Origin of the sequence: Streptomyces sp. NPDC058291, from assembly GCF_042880855.1 — a bacterium.
Taxonomy (GTDB): Bacteria; Actinomycetota; Actinomycetes; order Streptomycetales; family Streptomycetaceae; genus Streptomyces.
On sequence record NZ_JBHVYK010000003.1, the window covers coordinates 1 to 17,998 of the forward strand.

The following is a 17,998-nucleotide window of genomic DNA, read 5'->3' on the forward strand; positions in this document are numbered from 1 at the left end:
GCACGGAGGGGGGAGCGCCGTAGCCGGCCGGGGCCGCCGCCGCGACCGGCCGGTCGTGACCGGCCGCCACCGCGCCGCCGGGCCCGTCGGCGCGGTGCGGACGGGGGCCCGCCGCGTCGTATCCGGCGAACAGGTCGGCCAGGCCCGCCGGCGGCTCGCGCCAGTCGGACGGAGCGGGGGAGGGCTGCCGGCGTCCGATGCGCAGGGAGCGAAGCCGGGGCAGATCGGTACGGCGTCGCAGGTCGGCGGTGGCCAGGGCTACCCGCACGCCGGTCCAGTCCTCGCCGGTGCGCTGGGCGACGGAGGCCCTGAGCACCAGGGCGCCCTCGCCGTCGCCCTGACGGTGGGTGAGGCGGTAGGCCGGCGCCCAGACAGCGCCCGGCACCGCGTACTCGACCTCCACCTCGACCTCTGCCGCTGCGTCGGCGTCCGGCTCCGGCGCGCCGACGGCGGCCGCGAAGGTCAGGACCGCCGAGACCGTCGTCCGCACCTGCGCGTGCGGTGCGTCGGAGGAGGCGTGGTCGAGCCGGTCGGAGGCGACCAGGAAGGCGTGCTCGGCGCGCTCCAGCGCCTCCTCCAGCTCGACGAGACGGGCGTGCAGCCCGGTCAGCCGCTCGTCGACGAACTCGGCGAGCGCCAGCCACGCGTCGACCGGGGTGCGGCGGTGCGGATCGTCCCGCTTACGGGCCGGCGGGACCGGGCGCAGCGCCCTGACCTCCTCGATCAGACCCAGCTGCCGGTCCCGGCGGCCCTGCGCAGCCTCCCATTCGTCCCGCAGCCGCTCCACCTCGCGTCGCAACGCGTCGGGCACGTCGGCGCCGAGCGGCTCGGCCTCGATCTCGACGCGCGCCTCGACGACGCGTACCGGGCCGGCGCCCGTGACGCGGGCCCGCAGGGATCCCGGGTCGAGCGAGCGCGGCAGTCCCGTCACCCGAACCCGGCCGTCCGGCGGCACGCCGCCACGGGCCAGACGGCGGCAGACCGCCCCCTGTGCGTACACCACGACCGCGTCGAGGGCCGATCCCCACCGCTGTTGTGTCTGCGCCGTCATGTGCTCCGTCCCCCGTCGCGCCGGTTGGAGGTGAAGCCTACTTGCGGGCCGTGGGCCGCGCGCAGGCGGAACGCGGCACAGGGCGGTCGGCGGTGAAAGCGCGTCAGCCGGAGCGCAGGCCCCGGTCGGCGAAGGCGATCAGCCACTCGAAGCTCTCGTCGACGTCGGCGCTCCACTGGAAGCCGTTGGCCGCCTGCAGGGTGGCGAAGCCGTGGCAGAGACTGCGGAGCATGCGCAGGGCGTGGTCCAGGTCGGACCGGGCGATGTCGTAGCCGCGCAGGACCGCCGTGAACGCGTCGAGCAGCCGTCGGCCCTCGGCGGCCAGCGGGTCGTCCGGTCCGGACGGCTCCACGCCGATCGTGGCCGCGTACCGGCCGGGATGCTCCAGGACGAAGGCGCGGAAGGCGCGCGCCGCGGTCCCCAGGGCGTCCCGGCCCGCGCGTCCCTGGACCGCGAGGCCGACGGTGTCGGCGGCCTCGCGCAACGCCAGGACCGCGATGCGGCGGTTGAGGTCCTCCTGGCCGCCCACGTGCTTGTACAGCGAGGGGGTGCGCACGCCGACCCGCTCGGCCAGCAGCCCCATCGTCAGCCGGTCGAGGCCCACCTCGTCGGCCAGGGCGGCTCCGGCCGCGACCACGGCGGCCGGGTCCAGTCCGGCCCTAGGCACGGACGGCGTCCGATCGCAGGAAGGCCAGGATCAGGGACGCCACCTGGTCGGGGAACTGGTGGTGCGGGTAGTGCCCCGCGCCCTCGATCATGTGGAGGCGGCCGAGGCCGGAGGGCAGGTCGTCGGCGATCGCCGAGGCTTCGGCGTGCGGGTCGGCCCAGTCGGGGTCGAGCGTGCCCATCACGACCAGGACCGGGCTGCGGACCGCGCCGAGCTGCGCGCCGGCGTCGGTCGGGGCGCTGCGGCCCATGCCCTGCAGGGCCTTCATCCGGCCCGGTTCGCGCAGCATGGATTCGATGCGGCCGAGGTGCTCGGCCCAGTCTGCCGGCTTCACGCCCGGGTAGGCCACGTCGAGATACGAGCGCCAGAGTCGCACGCTGCCGAACAGGCCTGCGCCGAGCAGGGGCAGCATGCCCCGGCGGAAGCGCTTCACCCGCAGGTCGCCGAGGCGCGGCGACTGCTTGCGGGTGAAGGGCGCCAACATGACGACCGCGGTGATCAGCGACGGCTCCTGCGCGGCGGCGATGGTGGCGGCGCCGCCGGACACGGAGTGGCCGACGAGGACGGCCGGACCGCCCAGGTGGCGCACGACGGCGAGCAGGTCGCCGGCGATGGCGGTGCGGCTCCAGCTCGGCCAGTCGGCGCTCGACTCGCCGCAGCCGCGCAGATCGACGGAGGCGACCCGGTAGCCCGCCGCGAGGAGCGGGGGGACGACCGCGCGGTAGGCCTCGCGGCTGTTGCCGATGCCGTGTGCGAGGACGATCAGCGGCCCGGCCCCCGCCACCTCGTAAGCGATCGTGCCGCCGTCGACGGCAAGGTACTCGGTCATGGCGTCCCCCAACTGTTTGGCTAATGTCGTTAGCCATAAGCTAATGCTATTAGCTGGGGCTGTCAATGGTGAAGCCCGGCAGGGTGACGGCCGGATTCGGCGGGTTCCATGGGTTCGCCGGCGGTCGTGTCCCGGCGGGGGGACGGGTGAGGAGAAAATCTGCAGTGGCCGAAGTAGACATGGCCTCGCGGCAGCGTTAGAGTTTTTGCCGTATTCGAAAAATCGAAGGAAGAGGCGCGGCCGGACGAAACCCGCCGCGCACGCACGTCCAGCAGGAAGCGGCCCCACCGCGCGGGCCGTGAGCAGTACCCGCGGTATCCAGCAGTGCAACCCAGCAGCCGAAGGTAAGGAGCAGACGCCATCAGGATCGCCCGGGCGAGGAGGCAGTCCGCCCGGGTACCGCAGGCCCCGACAGGAAGGTGGTCCCCGGTCACGCATCCGCGATCCCCGCAGCCACACCCTCCGGGGTGGAAGCTGCGGAACACAATACCGGCGCAGTCGGCCGGCAGATGGTGGTGAAAGCTCGGGGCCCGAGTGCCGGCACGGCACCCGGGCCCCCTGACGCGTCTTTTGGAAGAAGAGGTCTATGCCCCCTCGCAGTACCCGCTCCGTCGCCCCCATCGACGACGACGACTACCCCGCCTACACCATGGGCCGGGCCGCCGAGATGCTCGGCACCACCCCCGCCTTCCTCCGCGCCCTCGGCGAACACCGCTTGATCACCCCCCTGCGCTCCGAAGGCGGCCACCGCCGCTACTCCCGTTACCAGCTGCGCGTCGCGGGCCGGGCCCGCGAACTCGTCGACCAGGGCACGCCCATCGAGGCCGCCTGCCGCATCGTCATCCTCGAGGACCAGCTCGAGGAGGCCCAGCGCATCAACGACCAACTGCGCGCCCAGGACGGCCCGGCACACCCGACGACCTCGACGCCGACCACCGCCTCGCCCTGATCCGCCGGCCCACCCCGGTCGCGGCCGCGCCGCGGGCCCTCCTCCCGCCGTGTGCGCCGCGTCGGCGCGGGTAGCCGCTTCGCACACTGCGAGCTTCGGGGATCGGCCCCGAACAGACCGGGAAAAGGTGGCCCATGTCCGATTCCCTTGTGGAGACCGTCGATGTCGAAGCCCCCGTCAGCGTCGCCTGGGAGCTGTGGAGCGATGTCACCCGGTGGCCGTCGTTCCTGACCCATGTGCGTCTGGTGGAGCGCTTGGACGGCCGCCGCTTCGCCTGGCAGCTGCAACTGCCCGGCGCCGACAAGAACTTCGTGGCCGAGCTGACCGAGGTCGTCCCCGAGGACCGCATCGCCTGGCACACCGTGGAGGGCGTCGAGCACGCGGGCGTGGTCACCTTCCACCGGCTCGGCGACACCACCAGCCGCGTGACGGTGCAGATCGAGTACGACCCCAAGGGGTTCGTCGAGCACCTCGGAGCGCTCACCAACCTCGATTCGGTACTGGCCGACTACGACCTCGGCGAGTTCCAGAAACTGGCCGAGGCGACCGCGGCGTCCTGACCCGGAACCGCGCCGGGTCCCCGGGCCTCCGGCCGCCGGCTGCCGCGCGCGGAGCCGTCGGCCCGGGTCCGTGCGGGGGAGTCGTGTGGATCCCGGCCGGACGTTGCACGGGGCCGGTGGATGAGGGATGGTTGTCGGACGGCAATTTTTCCGAGCGGCAGAGAGGTGGTGGGGTGCGCCATGCGTTCCCCGGCTTGTGATTCCTTTTCCGGGAACCTCTGAGAGCCCGCGTGACGGTGGCGTCGGCACGGCATGGAGCGACGCCCCCTGGCCCGCCGTCGTCGTGGACGACGGCGGAGGCGTCGTCGAAACGAACGACGCGGCCCGAGCCCTGTTCGCCGAGCTGGCCGCGGGCGACGTCACCGAGGGCGGTCTGCCCCACTGGCTCGCACAGGCGCACGACCGCCTCGGATCGGCCGACCCGCACGTCGTCTCGGGCGCGGTGGCACACCGCACCTTCGCGGCGCACCCCTCGCCCGGAGCGGGCGGCACCGTGCTGTGGTGGCTGGTCGAGGACACCGACCTGCGTTCGGCCGAGCAGGCGCTGCGCAGCGAACGGGAACGCACGGCGCTGCTCGCCGACATCTCCAGCGCCCTGCTGTCGTCGCTGAACGTGGACCGTTGCACGGAGGTGACCGCGCGGATGGCCGCTGATCATCTGGCCGACGCGGCGGTCATCGTCGGCCCCTCCCAGGGGCGCCGTCACTCCCTGACGTACGCGCAACCCGAAGGCGCGGTCACTCAGACCGCGGCGCACGTCGACGCCGGAGCGGTCCCCGGACTCGCGGAGGCGTTGCAGGGTTTCCCGCCGGTCCCCACGCGCTGGATCCACCCCGACGACCTTCCCGACTGGGTGATCCCGCCCGGATTCGACGGTCCGATCGGGTCGGTGATGGTCACCCCGCTGCCCGGACACGGGGTCCCGGCCGGCGTGCTGATCCTGCTCCGCTCCAGCACGCACCGCGCGTTCACGGAGGGCGAGGAGGTCTTCGCCCGGCTGTTCGCGGCGCGGGCCGGCGCGGCCCTGTCGGCGGCCCGCCTGTACGCCGAGCAGGCGTCGATCACGGCCACGCTGCTGCGGGAGCTGCTCCCGCCGCGGCTGGAGCGGGTCCACGGCGTGGAGTACGCGGGGGCGTTCCGGGCGGCGCAGGACCACGAACGCGTCGGCGGCGACTTCTACGACGTCCACCCCGGCGCCGACGGCTCGCAGGAGACGTTCGTCGTCCTGGGCGACGTGGCCGGCAAGGGCCTGGAAGCCGCCGTCATGACCGGGAAGATCCGCACGGTGCTGCAGGCGCTGCTGCCGCTGTCCGACGACCATCTGCAGGTCCTCGCCCTGCTCAACGACGCCCTGCTCCACGCCCCTCACACGCGGTTCGCCACGCTCGTGCTGGCCTCCGCCCGCCGCCGGTCGGGACAGGTGGAGCTGCGGCTGACCAGCGCGGGACATCTGCCGCCGCTGATCATCCGCGGCGACGGCCGGGTGGAGGAAGCCGACACCGCCGGAACGCTGGTGGGGGCGCTGCCCCGCATCACCGCCCGCAGCACGGACGTCGTCCTCGCGCCGGGGGAGACGTGTCTGCTGTACACGGACGGGATCACCGAGGCGCGCGGCGGTCCGCTGGGCGACCAGTTCTACGGGGAGGCACGGCTGCAGGAGGCGCTGCGCGAGTGCGCGCGGATGCCGGCCAAGGCGGTCGTGGAACGCGTGCAGATGCTGGCGGCCCAGTGGCTCGGCGAGGGTCGTCACGACGACCTGGCGACCCTGGCGATCACCAACCCCGTCCGCGGCCACGGCGCGCTGCGCGTCGTCGACGGGTGCGAGGACCGGCGCCGACGGGAGCGCTGATGGCGGAGGAGCCGGCCGGCTCCGGCCTGGAGGGGCTGCCGGACCGATTGTGGGACGCCGTGATCGCCAGGGACGAGTCGGCGGCGGTGCGGACGGTGTGCGCGGCGGCCGACGCAGGAGCCGACGAGGAGGCGCTGCTGCTGGACGTCGTCGCCCGGGTGCAGCATCGCGTGGGGGCCGAGTGGGCCGCCGCCCGCATCAACGTGGCCGAGGAACACGCGGCCGGCGCCATCATCGACCGGGTCGTCGCCGCGCTCGCCCACCGCCGCGCCACGGCCTGCGCGCCCGGCGAGCGAGGGCGGATCACGGTGGCGTGCGTGGAGGGCGAGTGGCACCACCTCCCCGCCCGGCTGCTGGCCGAGGTCCTCACCCGGCGCGGCTGGCAGGTCGACTTCCTCGGCGCCCACACCCCCACCCCGCATCTGATCGCCCACGTCCACGGGACCAACCCGGCCGCCGTGCTGCTGTCCGCGTCGATCCCCACCCATCTGCCCGCCGCGCACAAGGCGGTGACCGCCGTGCAGTCCCTGGGGATCCCCGTCATGGTCGGCGGCGCCGCCTTCGGCCCGGGCGGCCGCTACGCACGCCTCATCCAGGCCGACGCCTGGGCCGCCGACGCCCGCGCCGCGGCGGACCGCCTCGCCGAGGGCCTCACCGCGCCCCCGACGAGCCGACGGCACCAGATCGACGACCTTCCCCACCTGGCCGACCAGGAGTACACCCTCGTCAAGAACAGCCGCACCACGCTGGTCCGGCAGGGACTGGCCGCACTGGACGGGCGCTCGCCGGCGACGCGCTCCTACGACGCCGCCCAGCGCGAACGCACGGCCGAAGACCTCGCCCGCATCGTGGACTTCCTGGCCACCGCCCTCTACGTCGACGACGCCGCCCTGTTCGTCACGTTCGTCACCTGGACCGCCGACCTCCTCGCCGCCCGCGGCGTCGCGGCGCTTAGTCTGGGCCTCGGGCTGAGCGTCCTCACCGAGCGGTTGCACGACTTCCCCCGCGCCCTCGCCCTGCTCGGCGCGGCGAGCGACGCCCTGCCCGTGCCGCCCGTCCGTCCCGCCCCAGGAAGCACCGCATGACCCCCTACCAGCCGACCGAGTTCGCCGTGACGGTACGCGCCGCCGACGCCCGCACGCTGCGGGTGGCCGTGTGCGGCGACCTCGACTTCGAGACCACCGACGCGTTCGCTCTCGCGATGTACGACACGCTGCACGTGCACGCCGAGGAACACGGTCCGACGCTGCGCGACCTGCACCTGGACTGGGCGGAGTTGAACGCCTTCGACTCCAGCGGACTGTCCGCCCTGCTCGGCCTGCGCCGCCGTGCGCACGCCGCCGGCATCAGCCTGCACCTGCACCACCAGCCGGACTTCCTGACCCGCATGCTCCAGGTCACCGGCATCGCCGACTACCTGACACAGCGCGCCCACCCCGACGGCCGGGCGTCGGCGCCGTCCGCGGCGACCGGCCAGCGGGAGTCCGCCCCGGTGTCCTGAAGGACGGCCGACGGAAAACGCGTGGACGACAGCGTCAGGAGGACCGGCGCACGTCAGTCCTTGCTGCCGGAGCCCGGACCGTCGGACGCGGCGACGACCGGGTCGGCGGACGCCTGGCGGTGCGACGGCCACGGGGACGGTGCAGCGGTGCGATCGGCGACGGATGCCGGCATGCCTCCCGCAGTTCCCCGATCGGCGGGTCCTGAACGGCCAACCGCGCGCCCGTCCGCCGCCGCGGCCATCCCGGCGGTCGCCACGCGCCCCGTGCGCGGCGGGCCGTCGCCCCGCGTGATCTGCTTCGAGCCGGCCCGTACCGCCCGGGTCGGGTCAGTCGCTGTGCACGAGCTGGATCAGGTTGCCGCAGGTGTCGTCCAGGACCGCGGTGGTGACCGGGCCCATCTCCACCGGCTCCTGGGTGAAGCGCACCCCGAGCCCGCGCAGCCGGTCGAACTCCGCGCGCACGTCGTCCACGGCGAAGGAGGTGGCGGGGATGCCGTCCTCGACCAGCGCCGCCTTGTACGGGCGTACCGCGGGGTGGCCGGAGGGTTCGAGCAGCAGTTCGGTGCCCTCGGGGTCCTCGGGAGACACCACGGTCAGCCAGCGGTGTTCGCCGCCGAGCGGGACGTCGTGCTTCTTCACGAAGCCGAGCACGTCCGTGTAGAAGCGCAGGGCGGTGTCCTGGTCGTCGACGAAGACGCTGGAAAGGTGGATTCTCATGGGGTGCTCTCCCGTGGAAGGGATCTGAGCCACCGGGTCGCGATGCGCTCGAGGGGCTCGGTGTTCAGGTCGTGGAACTTGTAGCGGCCCTCGCGCCGGGAGACGACCAGGCCCGCCGCTTCGAGGACGGCCAGGTGCTGGCTGATCGCCTGGCGGGACAGCCCGAGACCGTGTCGGGTGACCAGTCGCGCGCAGATCTCGAACAGCGTCTGGCCGTCCCGCTCCACCAGCTCGTCGAGGATGCGCCGGCGGGTGGGGTCGGCCAGCGCCTTGAAGACGTCCTCCGCCATGTTGCCCATGGTAGGCAAGTCGTCACTTGCCTATCAATCGTGGCGCGTGGAGAACCGCGGGACGGCCGTCCTCACGGGCCCTGCGCGGGCCGGCGTCCCCAGGCGGTCAGCATGCCGGCCGACAGCGCGGCGCATTCGTCGGAGTCCAGGTACCGGCCCGCCGCGTCGACGTCGCCGTACAGGCCGTCGCCGGACGGGCCCCGTCATCAGCTGACCCCGCGTCCGGGCACGGCCCGCCGGCTCCACGCCGGAGGACCGTGCCGCCGGGCCCGCCGGCCCCGGCGGACGGGGCGGCCGTCCGGTGTCAGCGGCCCTTGCGCACCCGGGCCGCGGCCCGGGCCTCCGCCGTCCTGCGGGCCTCGGCGGCCTTGCGGGACTCCTTGGCGGGGCGGCCCGACCGGGCGCCGAGGCCGCGGAAGGGCGCGTTGCCGCCCGCGGTCTTCGGCCCGGTCGGCGGGCGCTTCGCCCCGGTGATGGCGGTCAGCTGCTCCTCGCCGGAGCGCACCTGGGTGACCGTGGGCCGGATCCCGGCCTCGGACATCATCCGGTTCACGTCGCGGCGCTGGTCCGGCGTGACCAGGGTGACCACGCGCCCGGACTCCCCGGCGCGCGCCGTGCGTCCGCCGCGGTGCAGGTAGTCCTTGGCGTCGGCCGGCGGGTCGACGTTGACGACGAGGTCGAGCGCGTCGATGTGAATGCCCCGCGCCGCGACGTTCGTGGCGACCAGCACGGTGATCTCGCCCTCCTTGAAACGGGCGAGCGTGTGAGTGCGCTGCGGCTGCGACTTCCCGCTGTGCAGGGCGGCGGCCCGGACGCCGCTGCCCCGCAGGTGTCGGGTGAACTGGTCCACGCCGGCCTTGGTGTCCAGGAACATCAGGACCCGGCCGTCCCGCGCGGCGATCTCGGTCGCGGTGGCGTACTTGTCGGCGGCGTGCACGTTCAGGACGTGGTGGTCCATCGTGGCGACCGAGCCCGCGATCCGGTCGACCGAGACGACGACCGGGTCGTGCAGGTGCTCGCGCACCAGCTGCTCGACGCCCCGGTCCAGCGTCGCCGAGAACAGCAGCCGCTGCCCGTCCGGACGGACCTGGCCGAGGATGTCCGAGACCTGCGGCAGGAACCCCAGATCGCACATCTGGTCGGCCTCGTCCAGCACCGTGATCCGCACCTGGTTCAGATGGCAGTCGCGGCGGGACACCAGGTCGGTCAGCCGGCCCGGCGTGGCGATGACGACCTCGGCCCCGGCCCGCAACTGCGCCTGCTGCCGGTTGATGGACAGCCCGCCCACCACCGTCGCCAGCCGCACGTTCAGCGTCTGCGCGTAGGGCGCCAGCGCGTCGCCGACCTGTTGCGCGAGCTCCCGGGTCGGCACCAGCACCAGGGCTAGCGGCCGCTTCGCCTCCGCTCGCCGGCCCGCCGTGCGCACCAGCAGCGCGAGGCCGAAGGCGAGCGTCTTGCCGGAGCCGGTCCGCGCCCGCCCGAGGACGTCACGGCCGGTCAGCGCGTTGGGAAGGGTGGCCGCCTGGACGGGAAAGGGCTCCGTCACGCCCTGCCCGTTCATCGTCTCCACCAGCGCCGGGGGCAGCCCGAGCGCGTCGAAGGACGCGGCCGGCGGCAGGCCGGGGGACACCGTCTGCGGCGTCGACAGATCATCCTGCGGAGCCGTCGCCCGCGAAAGCCTGCCGGATCGCGGGAGTCCGGGCTCGGGCGACTGCGCGTTCATGGGGAACCCTCCTGGTCTGACGCCCGGAACGCGCCGGGGCCCGTACCCCTCGGTACGGGCCCCGGCGGTGTCGAAGCGTGTCCCCAGGTTACCAGCGGCCGGCGCGCGGGCGCCCGGGCGGCGGGCGTCGGAGCGCCCGGGCCGCGCCGCGCCGGTCAGAAGCTGCCGTAGTTGACCTGCCAGGTCGGCAGGCCCATCCGGCGCCACACGGCGACGACGCGGTCGCGGTCGTCGAGGGAGACCCGCACCGCGAAGCGGTGACGCACATGACGGTCGAAGAGCTCCGCCTTCACCACGTCGTCACGGCGGCCGTCCCCGGCGGCCCGCATCCACAGCTCGTCGTAGGGGACCTCGTGCGCCCGCAGCCACGCCTCCGTCCGGTCCCGGTGCTCCTCCCCCCGGCCGGAGAGCAGGACCACGACGTCGCCGTCGGCGCTGCGGAAGGAGCGCAACGCCCCGCGCACCGACTCGTTGAGCAGGTCCTCCCCGCAACGCGTGAAGTCGAAGGGGCCCCGCTCTCCCCTGAGGGCGAGCGTGCCGTCGATGTCGCACATGACCGCCGCGGGAAGCGCCGGGTCGGCGACGTACGGCTCGACGGGAGGCTCGTCGTTCAGCCACTCGGCGGTGAGCCGCCAGCCGCCCCGCCTGGCCTTGGCGTGCTTGTCGGCGAGGATCCGGACGATCTCCTCGCCGACCGCTTTCTCCCGCCCGGCGTCGCGCCGCACGCACTCCTCCACCGGGACGTCGGTGAAGTCGTGCACCACGAAGACGGCCTGTCCCGCCACCGCGGCCTTGAGCCGCTTCGGTATGTGCGGCGTCAGGTGCGTGTTGTCCACCACGACGTCGAAACCGTCGGCGACGGCCGCCCGCACCGCCGCGTCCTGGATCGCCAGCACGGTCTGCTCATGCGCGTGCGACCGGCCTCGCTCGGGGGCGGGGACGTCGAGCATCGTCCGCAGATCGTCGAGGTTGACCCGGCGCATCCGGCCCTCGGACGCCGCCTGCATCCTGCGCGCGGCGGTCGTCTTCCCCGAGGCCGGCAGCCCCGTCATGACGTGTACTACGGGCACGGTCGGTTCTCCTCGTCGGTCGTGAACGGGTCGGACGTCTCCGGCCGGACCGAACGGTAGGTCACGAGCTCGGTCGGACGTCCGTCCAGGCGCAGGAACATGGCGGGGCGCAGGGCCGAATCGGGCAGCGCCCGCACGGCGCGGGCGAAGGCCCCCCGATCGCCTGCGAGCGGCTCCAGGGACCGGAACGCCTCGTCGATCGCCCGTTCGCGGTCGGCCACCCGCTGCTCGATGCCCGCGACGACGCCGCGCACCCACGCGTCGAACTCGTCGGGCACCTGCTCCAGCAGCGCGTCCAGGGGGCGTCCGCCGGCCCCCTCGACGTCGTCGGCCGAGCAGCCGAGGGCCTGGGCCACCTGCATGGCGGGCAGGCCCGCGAAGCGCTGGACGCCGTGACCGCGCCAGATGTCCCGCTCGCTCACGCCGGTGAGGACCTTGTGCAGCCGGACGTACTCGGCGAGTTTCACCTTGGCCCGCACGCCCGAGGCGAAGCGCAGCACGAACCCCTCGGCCTCGGTGCCGGCGGCCGCCCCGCCGCCGGGCAGCCGGTTGGCCTCGGCCAGCGCCAGCAGCTCGGGCAGCGGCACGGCGGGCCACACGGTGACGACGGAACCGATGCCGCGCCAGTGCGTCGCGGCGTCGGCCAGGGCCACTTCCGCGCCGTCCCTGGCGAACGCGGCCAGCAGCACCAGGTCGCGCCGCTCGCCGTAGTCGACGACGATCCGGTTCTGCGGGTAGACGATCTCGGCGAGGTAGGTCACGCCGGGCACGAGCGCGGAGGTGTCCTTGCCGTCGAGCAGTCGCTGCGCCCAGGCGGCCTGCGCGCTGATGAACGAGCCCTTGGACGCCACGTGCCACCGGCCGGCGTAGTGGAAGACCACGGCCAGGCTGCCGTCGACCTTGTCGTACACCTCGAACGGCTCGTCGGGGAGGCCGGGGGCGTAGGGCTGACCGGCCTCGTGCTCACCGACGTTGAAGAACTTCGGCAGCGGCAGCGCGACGATCTCCCCGGTGCCGTCGTCGGCCACCAGACCGCGGCAGCGCGTGGTCACCCGGTTCCACACCCGCTCGTACTGCGACGTGCGCGTGTAGGAGTAGAGCGACAGCGGTAGCTCCGGGTGCGCTTTGCGCGTGACGTGTCCCGCGTCGAGCGCCGCCGCCAACTCCTGCGGCGGCAGCAGCTCATGAAGAGTCAGGTAGGCCTGGCTCATGGTGTTCCTCCCCTTGCCGGTCCCTGATTGTCACGTGCCGGCAGGGCGGGGCGACACCGGTTTTGTCTCGGGCGGCGGGGGAGAGGCGCAGGTCACGACGGGGTCGACGGCGGGCCGTCAGGGGCTGCTCGGGCCGGCCGCGACCACGGCCTGCGCCGCCGCCCGCCGCAGCGCGCGCTGGGTGACCCGGCGGTTCTTCCCGCCGGCCAGGCACGCCACGGCACGGCCCACCCACTCGGGGTCGCCGAGGAGATGCGGCTTCCCGTCCTCGGTGAGCTGCCGCAGCAGGAACTCCAGCCGGAGGGCGTCCACCGCCCGGTACGGGCGCTCATGCTGGTCGAAGCGCAGCTGACGGTCCTCGTACGGGTCGCGCAGCGTCATGCGCATCCAGCCGCCGTCGCGCGTGGCGACCGTTCCCTTCAGCGTGTAGACGCCCCTGCTGTTGGTGTTCCAGGAGTGTTTGCCCCAGGTGATCCAGATGCCGGTCATGATCCGGGACCACGGGACCAACGGTCCCTCGGCGTCCGGCCCACACTGGTGGAGCCCCTCCGGGCGGAACTCGACCCAGTGGGCGCCCGGTCGCGCGGCGTCCCCGATTCCCCAATGGCCGCCGGTCAGTTGCAACGGTCCCAGCGTCGTACGGTCGTCCACCATGCGGTCATTGAATCATGTGTTCGATGAACCGCGGCCCTGTCCCCACCGCCGCTCGGCCGCCGTCCGTTTCCAGGAGCAGGCCTGCGACATCGTCGACGCCCCACGTGACCGGTCCGAGGACGTCGACGTCCTAGCCGAAGTCGTTGACCTGGTCGTTCGTGACCGGTGCGGTGGCTCGCCACTGCGCGGGAGTCAGCAGGCGGGACCGCGCGGCCAGACGACGCAGGGCGGCCACGGCGCCGTCGCCGAACAGCGCTCCGCTGTAGCCGACGTACGCCACGACGCCGGGCGTCGGCTCCCAGACCAACGCGCCGTTGCCGCCGACGGCGGACGTCACGACCGCGGGCTTGCCGTGCACGGTCCCGGCCGACCGTACGCGGGCGGCGAACAACTGGTCTTCGAGGCCGCCGCAGCGGGCGACTCCGGTGAAGGTGAGGCCGCCTGACAGACCGTCGGATTCGCCGGTCGCCCTGGAGCTGTAACGGGCTTCGAGCAGGTAGGTCGGGCGTGAGGTTCCCTGGGACGCGACGGAGAGCCCCGGCGGCGGATCGACGGCGGGGCGGCCCGACACGACGGCGGTGCCCGCGGCGACAGCGATCAGTCGGGAGGGCGCCAGATCTCCGCGGACGCGTGCGTACGAACCCCCGACCGGCCAGGTGATCTCCCGCCCGCGGGCCCGTCCCGTGACGTCGCCGACCCGGACCGGGCGCCCGTCCGTCGCCGGGGCCACGGGAAAGGTGACCACGGCGCCGTGCCGTCCCAGGGACCCGTCCGCGCCGCGTACGACCACGGTCCAGGGGCCCGCCCGCGCTGTGCGGTCACGCTTGACCAGGGTGGCGTTCCGCGGCAGCGGCAACCCCGTGATCACCAGGCCGGGGGTCTGACCCGCCCCGACGGCGGCGTCGGGGCCGTCGGGAAAGGCGCTGCCGGAAGGCGACGCCGGTGACGAGTGTCCGGTTGCCGCGCGGTCCCGCTCGTCGGACCCGCTCGCGGTCAGGATGCCTGCCGCCAGCGCCGCGGACAGGGCCACGGCCGCGGCGACGACGATCAGTCGCCGTGGCGGTCGGTCCGGACCGCTGCTGAGCACGTCCCCATGCGGGCAGTCTGCCCCACGAAACGGTCCACCACGAGACCCGAACACGGCCTTTCCGCAGCGTGGTTGTTCCCGGCGGCGCGGGCGTCCCGTTGTTCCCGCACCCGTGCGGCGCATCGGGCGCCGACGGCATTTCAGCGGGCGACGGCGGAGGCGGAGAGCAGCGTCGCGGCGGCGAGGCCGCCCCAGAGCGCGGCGGACCCGTGGGGAGCGAGGGCCGTGATGACGGCCGGAGAGACGGCGAGACCGAAGCCGGTGGAGAGCTGGAACCGCGCGAGTGCGCGGCCCAGGGCGCGGGGCGGGGCGAGGGCGCTGACCAGCGCGGTGGCGCTGCCCGCGTAGACGATCTCGCCGATGGTGCAGAGCACGGACACCGCGGCCACGGCGGGGGCGGCCCAACCGCCCCCCAGCGAGGCGGCGACGAGGAACCCGAGGTACGAGGCGGCGAGGACCACGCCGGACAAGGCCAGCACGGTGCGCCGGGGGAAGCGGGAGAGCGCGACGGTGATCGGCACCTGGAGGGTGACCACCAGCACCGTGTTGGCCACGAAGATGCCCGCCGACCAGGCCGGGGACGCGTGCAACTGCGTCACCAGGACCAACGGCAGGGCGATCTCGGGGACGTTGAGGCAGAAGACGTACACGACGTTCGCTGCGAGGAGCGCGCCCATGCCGGTCGCCGGCCGGCCGTCCTCTCCGGGGGCCGGATGCGCGGCCGGGTCCGCGTGCACACGCACCGACCGGGCCAGAGCCGCCGCGAGGAGATAGCTCAGTCCCGTGACCGCGGCCAGCACCCGCAACGCCGGAGCGCCGCCCGCCAGGCAGGCGGTGGCGACGAGCGCCCCGACGCCCAGGCCGGCGTTGCGCAGGGCGCGGCTCGCCGCGAGCGCTGCGTCCCGTTCCCGGCCGTGGGAGACCGTGGCCACCAGCGCGGCGTGCGCGGCCGGCCAGGCCTGGTTGCCGATGCCGAGGAAGAGCGCCGCCGCCGTGAACAGCCGGGCGTCTCCCGCCGGGGCCGCCAGCAGGAGCCCCGTGCCCGCCACCCGCACCAGCATCGACGCCGCCACGGCCGTGCTGCGCGCGCCCCGGTCCAGCCACCGGCCGACCGCGGGCATGCACACCAGGCCCGCGGCGACGCCCACGGTCATCGCGGTCCCGGTCAGCGGCGCGGACAGGCGCAGCACGGTCACTCCGTACAGCAGCAGGAAGGGCCGCAGCAGGCCGGTGCCGAGCGCGTCCACGGCCAGGGCGACGGCGTAGCGGGGGCCTCCGAAGGCGCGGACGAGGGAGCCGGGCCGGATCTTGGTGGTGGACATGGAGACCACCGTGCGTGCGACCGCCCGGCGGGGCCCGTCGGTTGACGGACACCGTCAATCGGCACCGCGGCCCGCCACCCGGCCAGGAATGATGAGGGGATGACTCTGCGCATCGACATCACCGGCCTGCCGGCCGACCGGCTGCGGTTCGCCGCGTCCCCGTTGGCCGAACTGACCGCGATGCTGCATGTGCTGGCCGCCCCCGCACACCACCCGCAACTCGCCGGCTGGGCTGCGGACGTCCGGGGCGCGCTGCGACCGGAGCTGGCCGAGCGGCTGCGCGAGGCGGAGTTCCTCTGGCGTTCCTCGTGCGCCGACTTCCTGGTCCCGGCCCGCCCCCGGGCCACGCTCGCCCAGGAACTGGACGACGTCGACCGGCTCGACGACGAGACCTATGTGACCGCCGCCCTCGTGACCACCTGCGGTGGCAGTCGGGTCCGCCTCGCCGCCTCCTCGCCCCTCACCGACCCGGCCGCGCGCGAGCGGGCCATGGATCTGGCCCAGGCTCGCGGCGCGCTCCAGGAGGCGTTCGCCGAACGGCTGCTCGCGGACCCGCCCGCGGTGCGGGCGCGGGTGCGCGACACGCTGGAACAGTGCGCCGAGGCGTTCTTCGACACGGCGTGGGCGGGCGTCACGGCGCGCATCGCCTCGGACGCGCGTCTCAAGACCGACCTGCTGGCGCGTCAGGGCGTCGCCGCGGCGCTCGCCTCGGTCTCCGGCGCCCTGACGCTCGCGCCGGACGGGCACTGCATCGTCGTGGACAAGCTCCAGGACAAGGCGACCGCGGCCGACGGCGCCGGGGTCACCTTCATCCCCAGCGTCTACGGCCGCCCGCACCTCGTCGTGGTGCACGCCTCGGGCTGGCAGCCGGTGGTGCAGTACCCCGTGGCCGAGCCGAACCCGCCCGAGCCGGTGTCACTGGAGACGGTCGGGCTGCGGCTGGACGCGCTCGCCCATCCGGTACGGCTGCGCCTCCTGCGCACCCTCGCGCGCGGCCCGCACACCACGCGCGAGCTGGCCCACACCTGGGAGTTGACGCCCCCGGAGGTCTCCCGCCACCTCGCCGTCCTGCGGCGCGCCGAACTGCTGACGGCCCGACGGCAAGGCCGCTACGTCCGCTACGCCCTCAACCTGCCCGCGATGACGGCCCTGGGCACGGACCTGCTGTCCGCCGTGCTGCGCTGAGCACACGCCGTCCCCATGCCGTCAGCCGCCGACCGGCGTGCTGGGCAGGAAAGCCGGCGATGTCCCGGGGTTCCCTTCCCCGGTGGCAGCCGCCGGCAGCCGTCGACGACCGGTCCACCGGGGTGTCGAGGTGACGGTGCGCCCGGTCGCACGCCGGGCGTCGGTCAGCTCGTCGGGAGGGTCTGCTGCGCCGGCGCCTCGGGTTCCGTGGCGGGGGCGGCACGGCGTCGGAGTTCGTTGCGCCAGGAGGCGGCCCAGGCGAGCGCCGCGCCGCCCACGGCGTACGCGCCGAGCACCCAGAGCGCGGCCGTGACGGCGTGGCCCGAGAAGTAGACCGTGTTGCGCACCAGCGTCGTGCCGGCCCCCGGGGGCAGGATCTGTCCGATCGCGCTCCAGAACGAGGGGAGCAGCGGCGCCGGGTAGACGCCGCCGGAACTCGGGTTGCCCAGCACCACGAAGAGCAGGATGACCAGGCCGGTGCCCAGCAGACCCAGCAGGGTCTGCAGGGCGAGCGCGGTCGCCGCCGAGGCCAGGACGACCAGGGCGCCGATGCCGCTCAGGGCCCAGAAGTGACCGTCGAGCGCGTCGAACACCGGTCCCACGACGGCCGCTCCGGCGATGCCCGACACGGCCGCGTAGAGCGCGAGCACCCCCAGGCGGATCAGCGTGCGCTGCCGGTTGGCGGGGCGGGACCCGGCCGCCATGCCCATGATCGTCGCGGTCAGGTAGCCGCCGATCACCCAGCCCAGCACGAGGTAGAAGGACGTCATGCCGCGTCCGTCCCCGGGGTTGGGGGGCCGGATGTCGGTGACGGTGATCCGCCTCTTCTGTGCCGTCTCTATCTTCTGGGCGATCTGTGCGGCGGTCTGTGACACCGACGGCCCGCCGGCCGAAGCGACCAGGAGGGTGTCCTCGGCGCCGGTGGCGTCGAAGAGGAAGGCGGCGTCCGCCTTCCGCGTGAGGACCCACCTGCGGGCGGCCTCGGCACTGGGCGCCGCCGTCGCGTCGACCGGATCGCCGGAGAGGGCGTCGAGTTGGGCGACGATCTTCGCGGACGCCTGCTGCGGTGCGACGACCGCCACCGGTATCCGGTGCGGCGTGGGTGAGTGGAAGGCCCCGACGTAGGACACGACGAAGGCGAGCTGGACGAGCAGGCCACCGAGGACGAGCCCGAAGGCCCGTAGCGTGACCGCGTCCTTGAACTCGGCTGCGAAACCGGACGACTTGTCGTCGCTCCCGGATGACGGCACGCCCGTGGAAGGGCTGGAGGGTGCGTTCACGGGCGAATGATCGCACAGACAGATGAATGGCCCGCTCCGCTTCGCCTGGCGCC

Annotated in this window: 18 protein-coding genes and 1 pseudogene; 6 read left to right on the forward strand and 13 right to left on the reverse strand. The window is 74.1% G+C overall.

The annotated features are described in order from the left end of the window. The 3 genes from ACFVYK_RS02125 to ACFVYK_RS02135 all read right to left on the reverse strand — a co-directional run. Positions 1-1,051 (reverse strand): DUF4139 domain-containing protein (locus ACFVYK_RS02125; protein ID WP_389767515.1); only part of this gene is annotated, 1,051 nt, incomplete at its 3' end. A 103-nt stretch (positions 1,052-1,154) separates the two neighbouring features. Continuing rightward, complete coding sequence (locus tag ACFVYK_RS02130; protein ID WP_389767823.1) at positions 1,155-1,688, reverse strand: TetR/AcrR family transcriptional regulator; 534 nt, start codon at positions 1,686-1,688, stop codon at positions 1,155-1,157. Positions 1,689-1,710: 22 nt separating this feature from the next. After that, positions 1,711-2,547: an alpha/beta hydrolase gene (locus tag ACFVYK_RS02135; RefSeq protein WP_389767517.1), complete on the reverse strand. Its 837-nt coding sequence runs from the start codon at positions 2,545-2,547 to the stop codon at positions 1,711-1,713. Positions 2,548-3,133: 586 nt separating this feature from the next. Between ACFVYK_RS02135 and ACFVYK_RS02140 the strand changes: the two genes are divergently transcribed. The 5 genes from ACFVYK_RS02140 (at position 3,134) to ACFVYK_RS02160 (ending at position 7,406) form a co-directional block, all read left to right on the forward strand. After that, the gene (locus ACFVYK_RS02140) at positions 3,134-3,496 is read left to right on the forward strand and encodes a MerR family transcriptional regulator (protein WP_389767519.1); all 363 of its coding nucleotides are present in this window, start codon (positions 3,134-3,136) and stop codon (positions 3,494-3,496) included. A 134-nt stretch (positions 3,497-3,630) separates the two neighbouring features. Beyond that, positions 3,631-4,056 carry an SRPBCC family protein gene (locus ACFVYK_RS02145; protein ID WP_389767521.1) on the forward strand — a complete coding sequence of 142 codons (426 nt, stop codon included), beginning with the start codon at positions 3,631-3,633 and terminating at the stop codon, positions 4,054-4,056. Positions 4,057-4,252: 196 nt separating this feature from the next. Then, complete coding sequence (locus ACFVYK_RS02150; protein WP_389767523.1) at positions 4,253-5,905, forward strand: PP2C family protein-serine/threonine phosphatase; 1,653 nt, start codon at positions 4,253-4,255, stop codon at positions 5,903-5,905. Continuing rightward, positions 5,905-6,990, forward strand: a complete 1,086-nt coding sequence (locus tag ACFVYK_RS02155; protein ID WP_389767525.1) for a B12-binding domain-containing protein — start codon at positions 5,905-5,907, stop codon at positions 6,988-6,990. Before ACFVYK_RS02150 ends, ACFVYK_RS02155 begins: the two co-directional genes overlap by 1 nt. Further along, positions 6,987-7,406, forward strand: coding sequence for an STAS domain-containing protein (locus ACFVYK_RS02160; RefSeq protein ID WP_389767527.1), 420 nt, complete (start codon positions 6,987-6,989; stop codon positions 7,404-7,406). The genes ACFVYK_RS02155 and ACFVYK_RS02160 overlap by 4 nt, the downstream gene beginning before the upstream one ends. A gap of 327 nt (positions 7,407-7,733) precedes the next feature. Here ACFVYK_RS02160 and ACFVYK_RS02165 read toward each other — a convergent pair whose 3' ends face one another. The 9 genes and pseudogenes from ACFVYK_RS02165 to ACFVYK_RS02205 form a co-directional block, all read right to left on the reverse strand. Beyond that, on the reverse strand, positions 7,734-8,123 hold the full coding sequence (locus ACFVYK_RS02165; RefSeq protein WP_389767529.1) for a VOC family protein: 390 nt from the start codon (positions 8,121-8,123) through the stop codon (positions 7,734-7,736). Continuing rightward, entirely contained in the window at positions 8,120-8,413 is a 294-nt protein-coding gene (locus tag ACFVYK_RS02170; protein WP_389767531.1) for an ArsR/SmtB family transcription factor, read from the reverse strand. Before ACFVYK_RS02170 ends, ACFVYK_RS02165 begins: the two co-directional genes overlap by 4 nt. 71 nt (positions 8,414-8,484) lie before the next feature. Beyond that, positions 8,485-8,598: pseudogene (locus ACFVYK_RS02175) on the reverse strand (SAM-dependent methyltransferase); the annotation flags it as partial. A 119-nt stretch (positions 8,599-8,717) separates the two neighbouring features. Then, positions 8,718-10,136, reverse strand: a complete 1,419-nt coding sequence (locus ACFVYK_RS02180; RefSeq protein ID WP_389767533.1) for a DEAD/DEAH box helicase — start codon at positions 10,134-10,136, stop codon at positions 8,718-8,720. A gap of 155 nt (positions 10,137-10,291) precedes the next feature. Continuing rightward, positions 10,292-11,206, reverse strand: a complete 915-nt coding sequence (locus ACFVYK_RS02185; RefSeq protein ID WP_389767535.1) for an AAA family ATPase — start codon at positions 11,204-11,206, stop codon at positions 10,292-10,294. Continuing rightward, positions 11,197-12,417, reverse strand: coding sequence for an RNA ligase (locus tag ACFVYK_RS02190; RefSeq protein WP_389767537.1), 1,221 nt, complete (start codon positions 12,415-12,417; stop codon positions 11,197-11,199). The genes ACFVYK_RS02185 and ACFVYK_RS02190 overlap by 10 nt, the downstream gene beginning before the upstream one ends. Before the next feature lie 117 nt (positions 12,418-12,534). Beyond that, on the reverse strand, positions 12,535-13,071 hold the full coding sequence (locus ACFVYK_RS02195) for a hypothetical protein (RefSeq protein WP_389767539.1): 537 nt from the start codon (positions 13,069-13,071) through the stop codon (positions 12,535-12,537). Between the two features lie 130 nt (positions 13,072-13,201). Then, entirely contained in the window at positions 13,202-14,158 is a 957-nt protein-coding gene (locus tag ACFVYK_RS02200) for a hypothetical protein (RefSeq protein ID WP_389767541.1), read from the reverse strand. A 140-nt stretch (positions 14,159-14,298) separates the two neighbouring features. Then, positions 14,299-15,480, reverse strand: coding sequence for an MFS transporter (locus ACFVYK_RS02205; RefSeq protein ID WP_389767543.1), 1,182 nt, complete (start codon positions 15,478-15,480; stop codon positions 14,299-14,301). Between the two features lie 99 nt (positions 15,481-15,579). Here ACFVYK_RS02205 and ACFVYK_RS02210 point away from each other — a divergent pair, with 99 nt between their 5' ends. Beyond that, positions 15,580-16,665: a DUF5937 family protein gene (locus ACFVYK_RS02210; RefSeq protein ID WP_389767544.1), complete on the forward strand. Its 1,086-nt coding sequence runs from the start codon at positions 15,580-15,582 to the stop codon at positions 16,663-16,665. A gap of 164 nt (positions 16,666-16,829) precedes the next feature. Here ACFVYK_RS02210 and ACFVYK_RS02215 read toward each other — a convergent pair whose 3' ends face one another. After that, positions 16,830-17,945, reverse strand: a complete 1,116-nt coding sequence (locus ACFVYK_RS02215; RefSeq protein ID WP_389767546.1) for an ABC transporter permease — start codon at positions 17,943-17,945, stop codon at positions 16,830-16,832. Positions 17,946-17,998 lie beyond the last annotated feature (53 nt).

What these genes read in the sequence shown, in the direction of transcription:
- ACFVYK_RS02135 (WP_389767517.1), bottom strand. Translation starts at nt 2,547, where the DNA reads ATGACCGAGTACCTTGCCGTCGACGGCGGCACGATCGCTTACGAGGTG.
- ACFVYK_RS02140 (WP_389767519.1), top strand. Translation starts at nt 3,134, where the DNA reads ATGCCCCCTCGCAGTACCCGCTCCGTCGCCCCCATCGACGACGACGAC.
- ACFVYK_RS02145 (WP_389767521.1), top strand. Translation starts at nt 3,631, where the DNA reads ATGTCCGATTCCCTTGTGGAGACCGTCGATGTCGAAGCCCCCGTCAGC.
- ACFVYK_RS02155 (WP_389767525.1), top strand. Translation starts at nt 5,905, where the DNA reads ATGGCGGAGGAGCCGGCCGGCTCCGGCCTGGAGGGGCTGCCGGACCGA.
- ACFVYK_RS02160 (WP_389767527.1), top strand. Translation starts at nt 6,987, where the DNA reads ATGACCCCCTACCAGCCGACCGAGTTCGCCGTGACGGTACGCGCCGCC.
- ACFVYK_RS02165 (WP_389767529.1), bottom strand. Translation starts at nt 8,123, where the DNA reads ATGAGAATCCACCTTTCCAGCGTCTTCGTCGACGACCAGGACACCGCC.
- ACFVYK_RS02170 (WP_389767531.1), bottom strand. Translation starts at nt 8,413, where the DNA reads ATGGCGGAGGACGTCTTCAAGGCGCTGGCCGACCCCACCCGCCGGCGC.
- ACFVYK_RS02180 (WP_389767533.1), bottom strand. Translation starts at nt 10,136, where the DNA reads ATGAACGCGCAGTCGCCCGAGCCCGGACTCCCGCGATCCGGCAGGCTT.
- ACFVYK_RS02190 (WP_389767537.1), bottom strand. Translation starts at nt 12,417, where the DNA reads ATGAGCCAGGCCTACCTGACTCTTCATGAGCTGCTGCCGCCGCAGGAG.
- ACFVYK_RS02195 (WP_389767539.1), bottom strand. Translation starts at nt 13,071, where the DNA reads ATGGTGGACGACCGTACGACGCTGGGACCGTTGCAACTGACCGGCGGC.
- ACFVYK_RS02205 (WP_389767543.1), bottom strand. Translation starts at nt 15,480, where the DNA reads ATGTCCACCACCAAGATCCGGCCCGGCTCCCTCGTCCGCGCCTTCGGA.
- ACFVYK_RS02210 (WP_389767544.1), top strand. Translation starts at nt 15,580, where the DNA reads ATGACTCTGCGCATCGACATCACCGGCCTGCCGGCCGACCGGCTGCGG.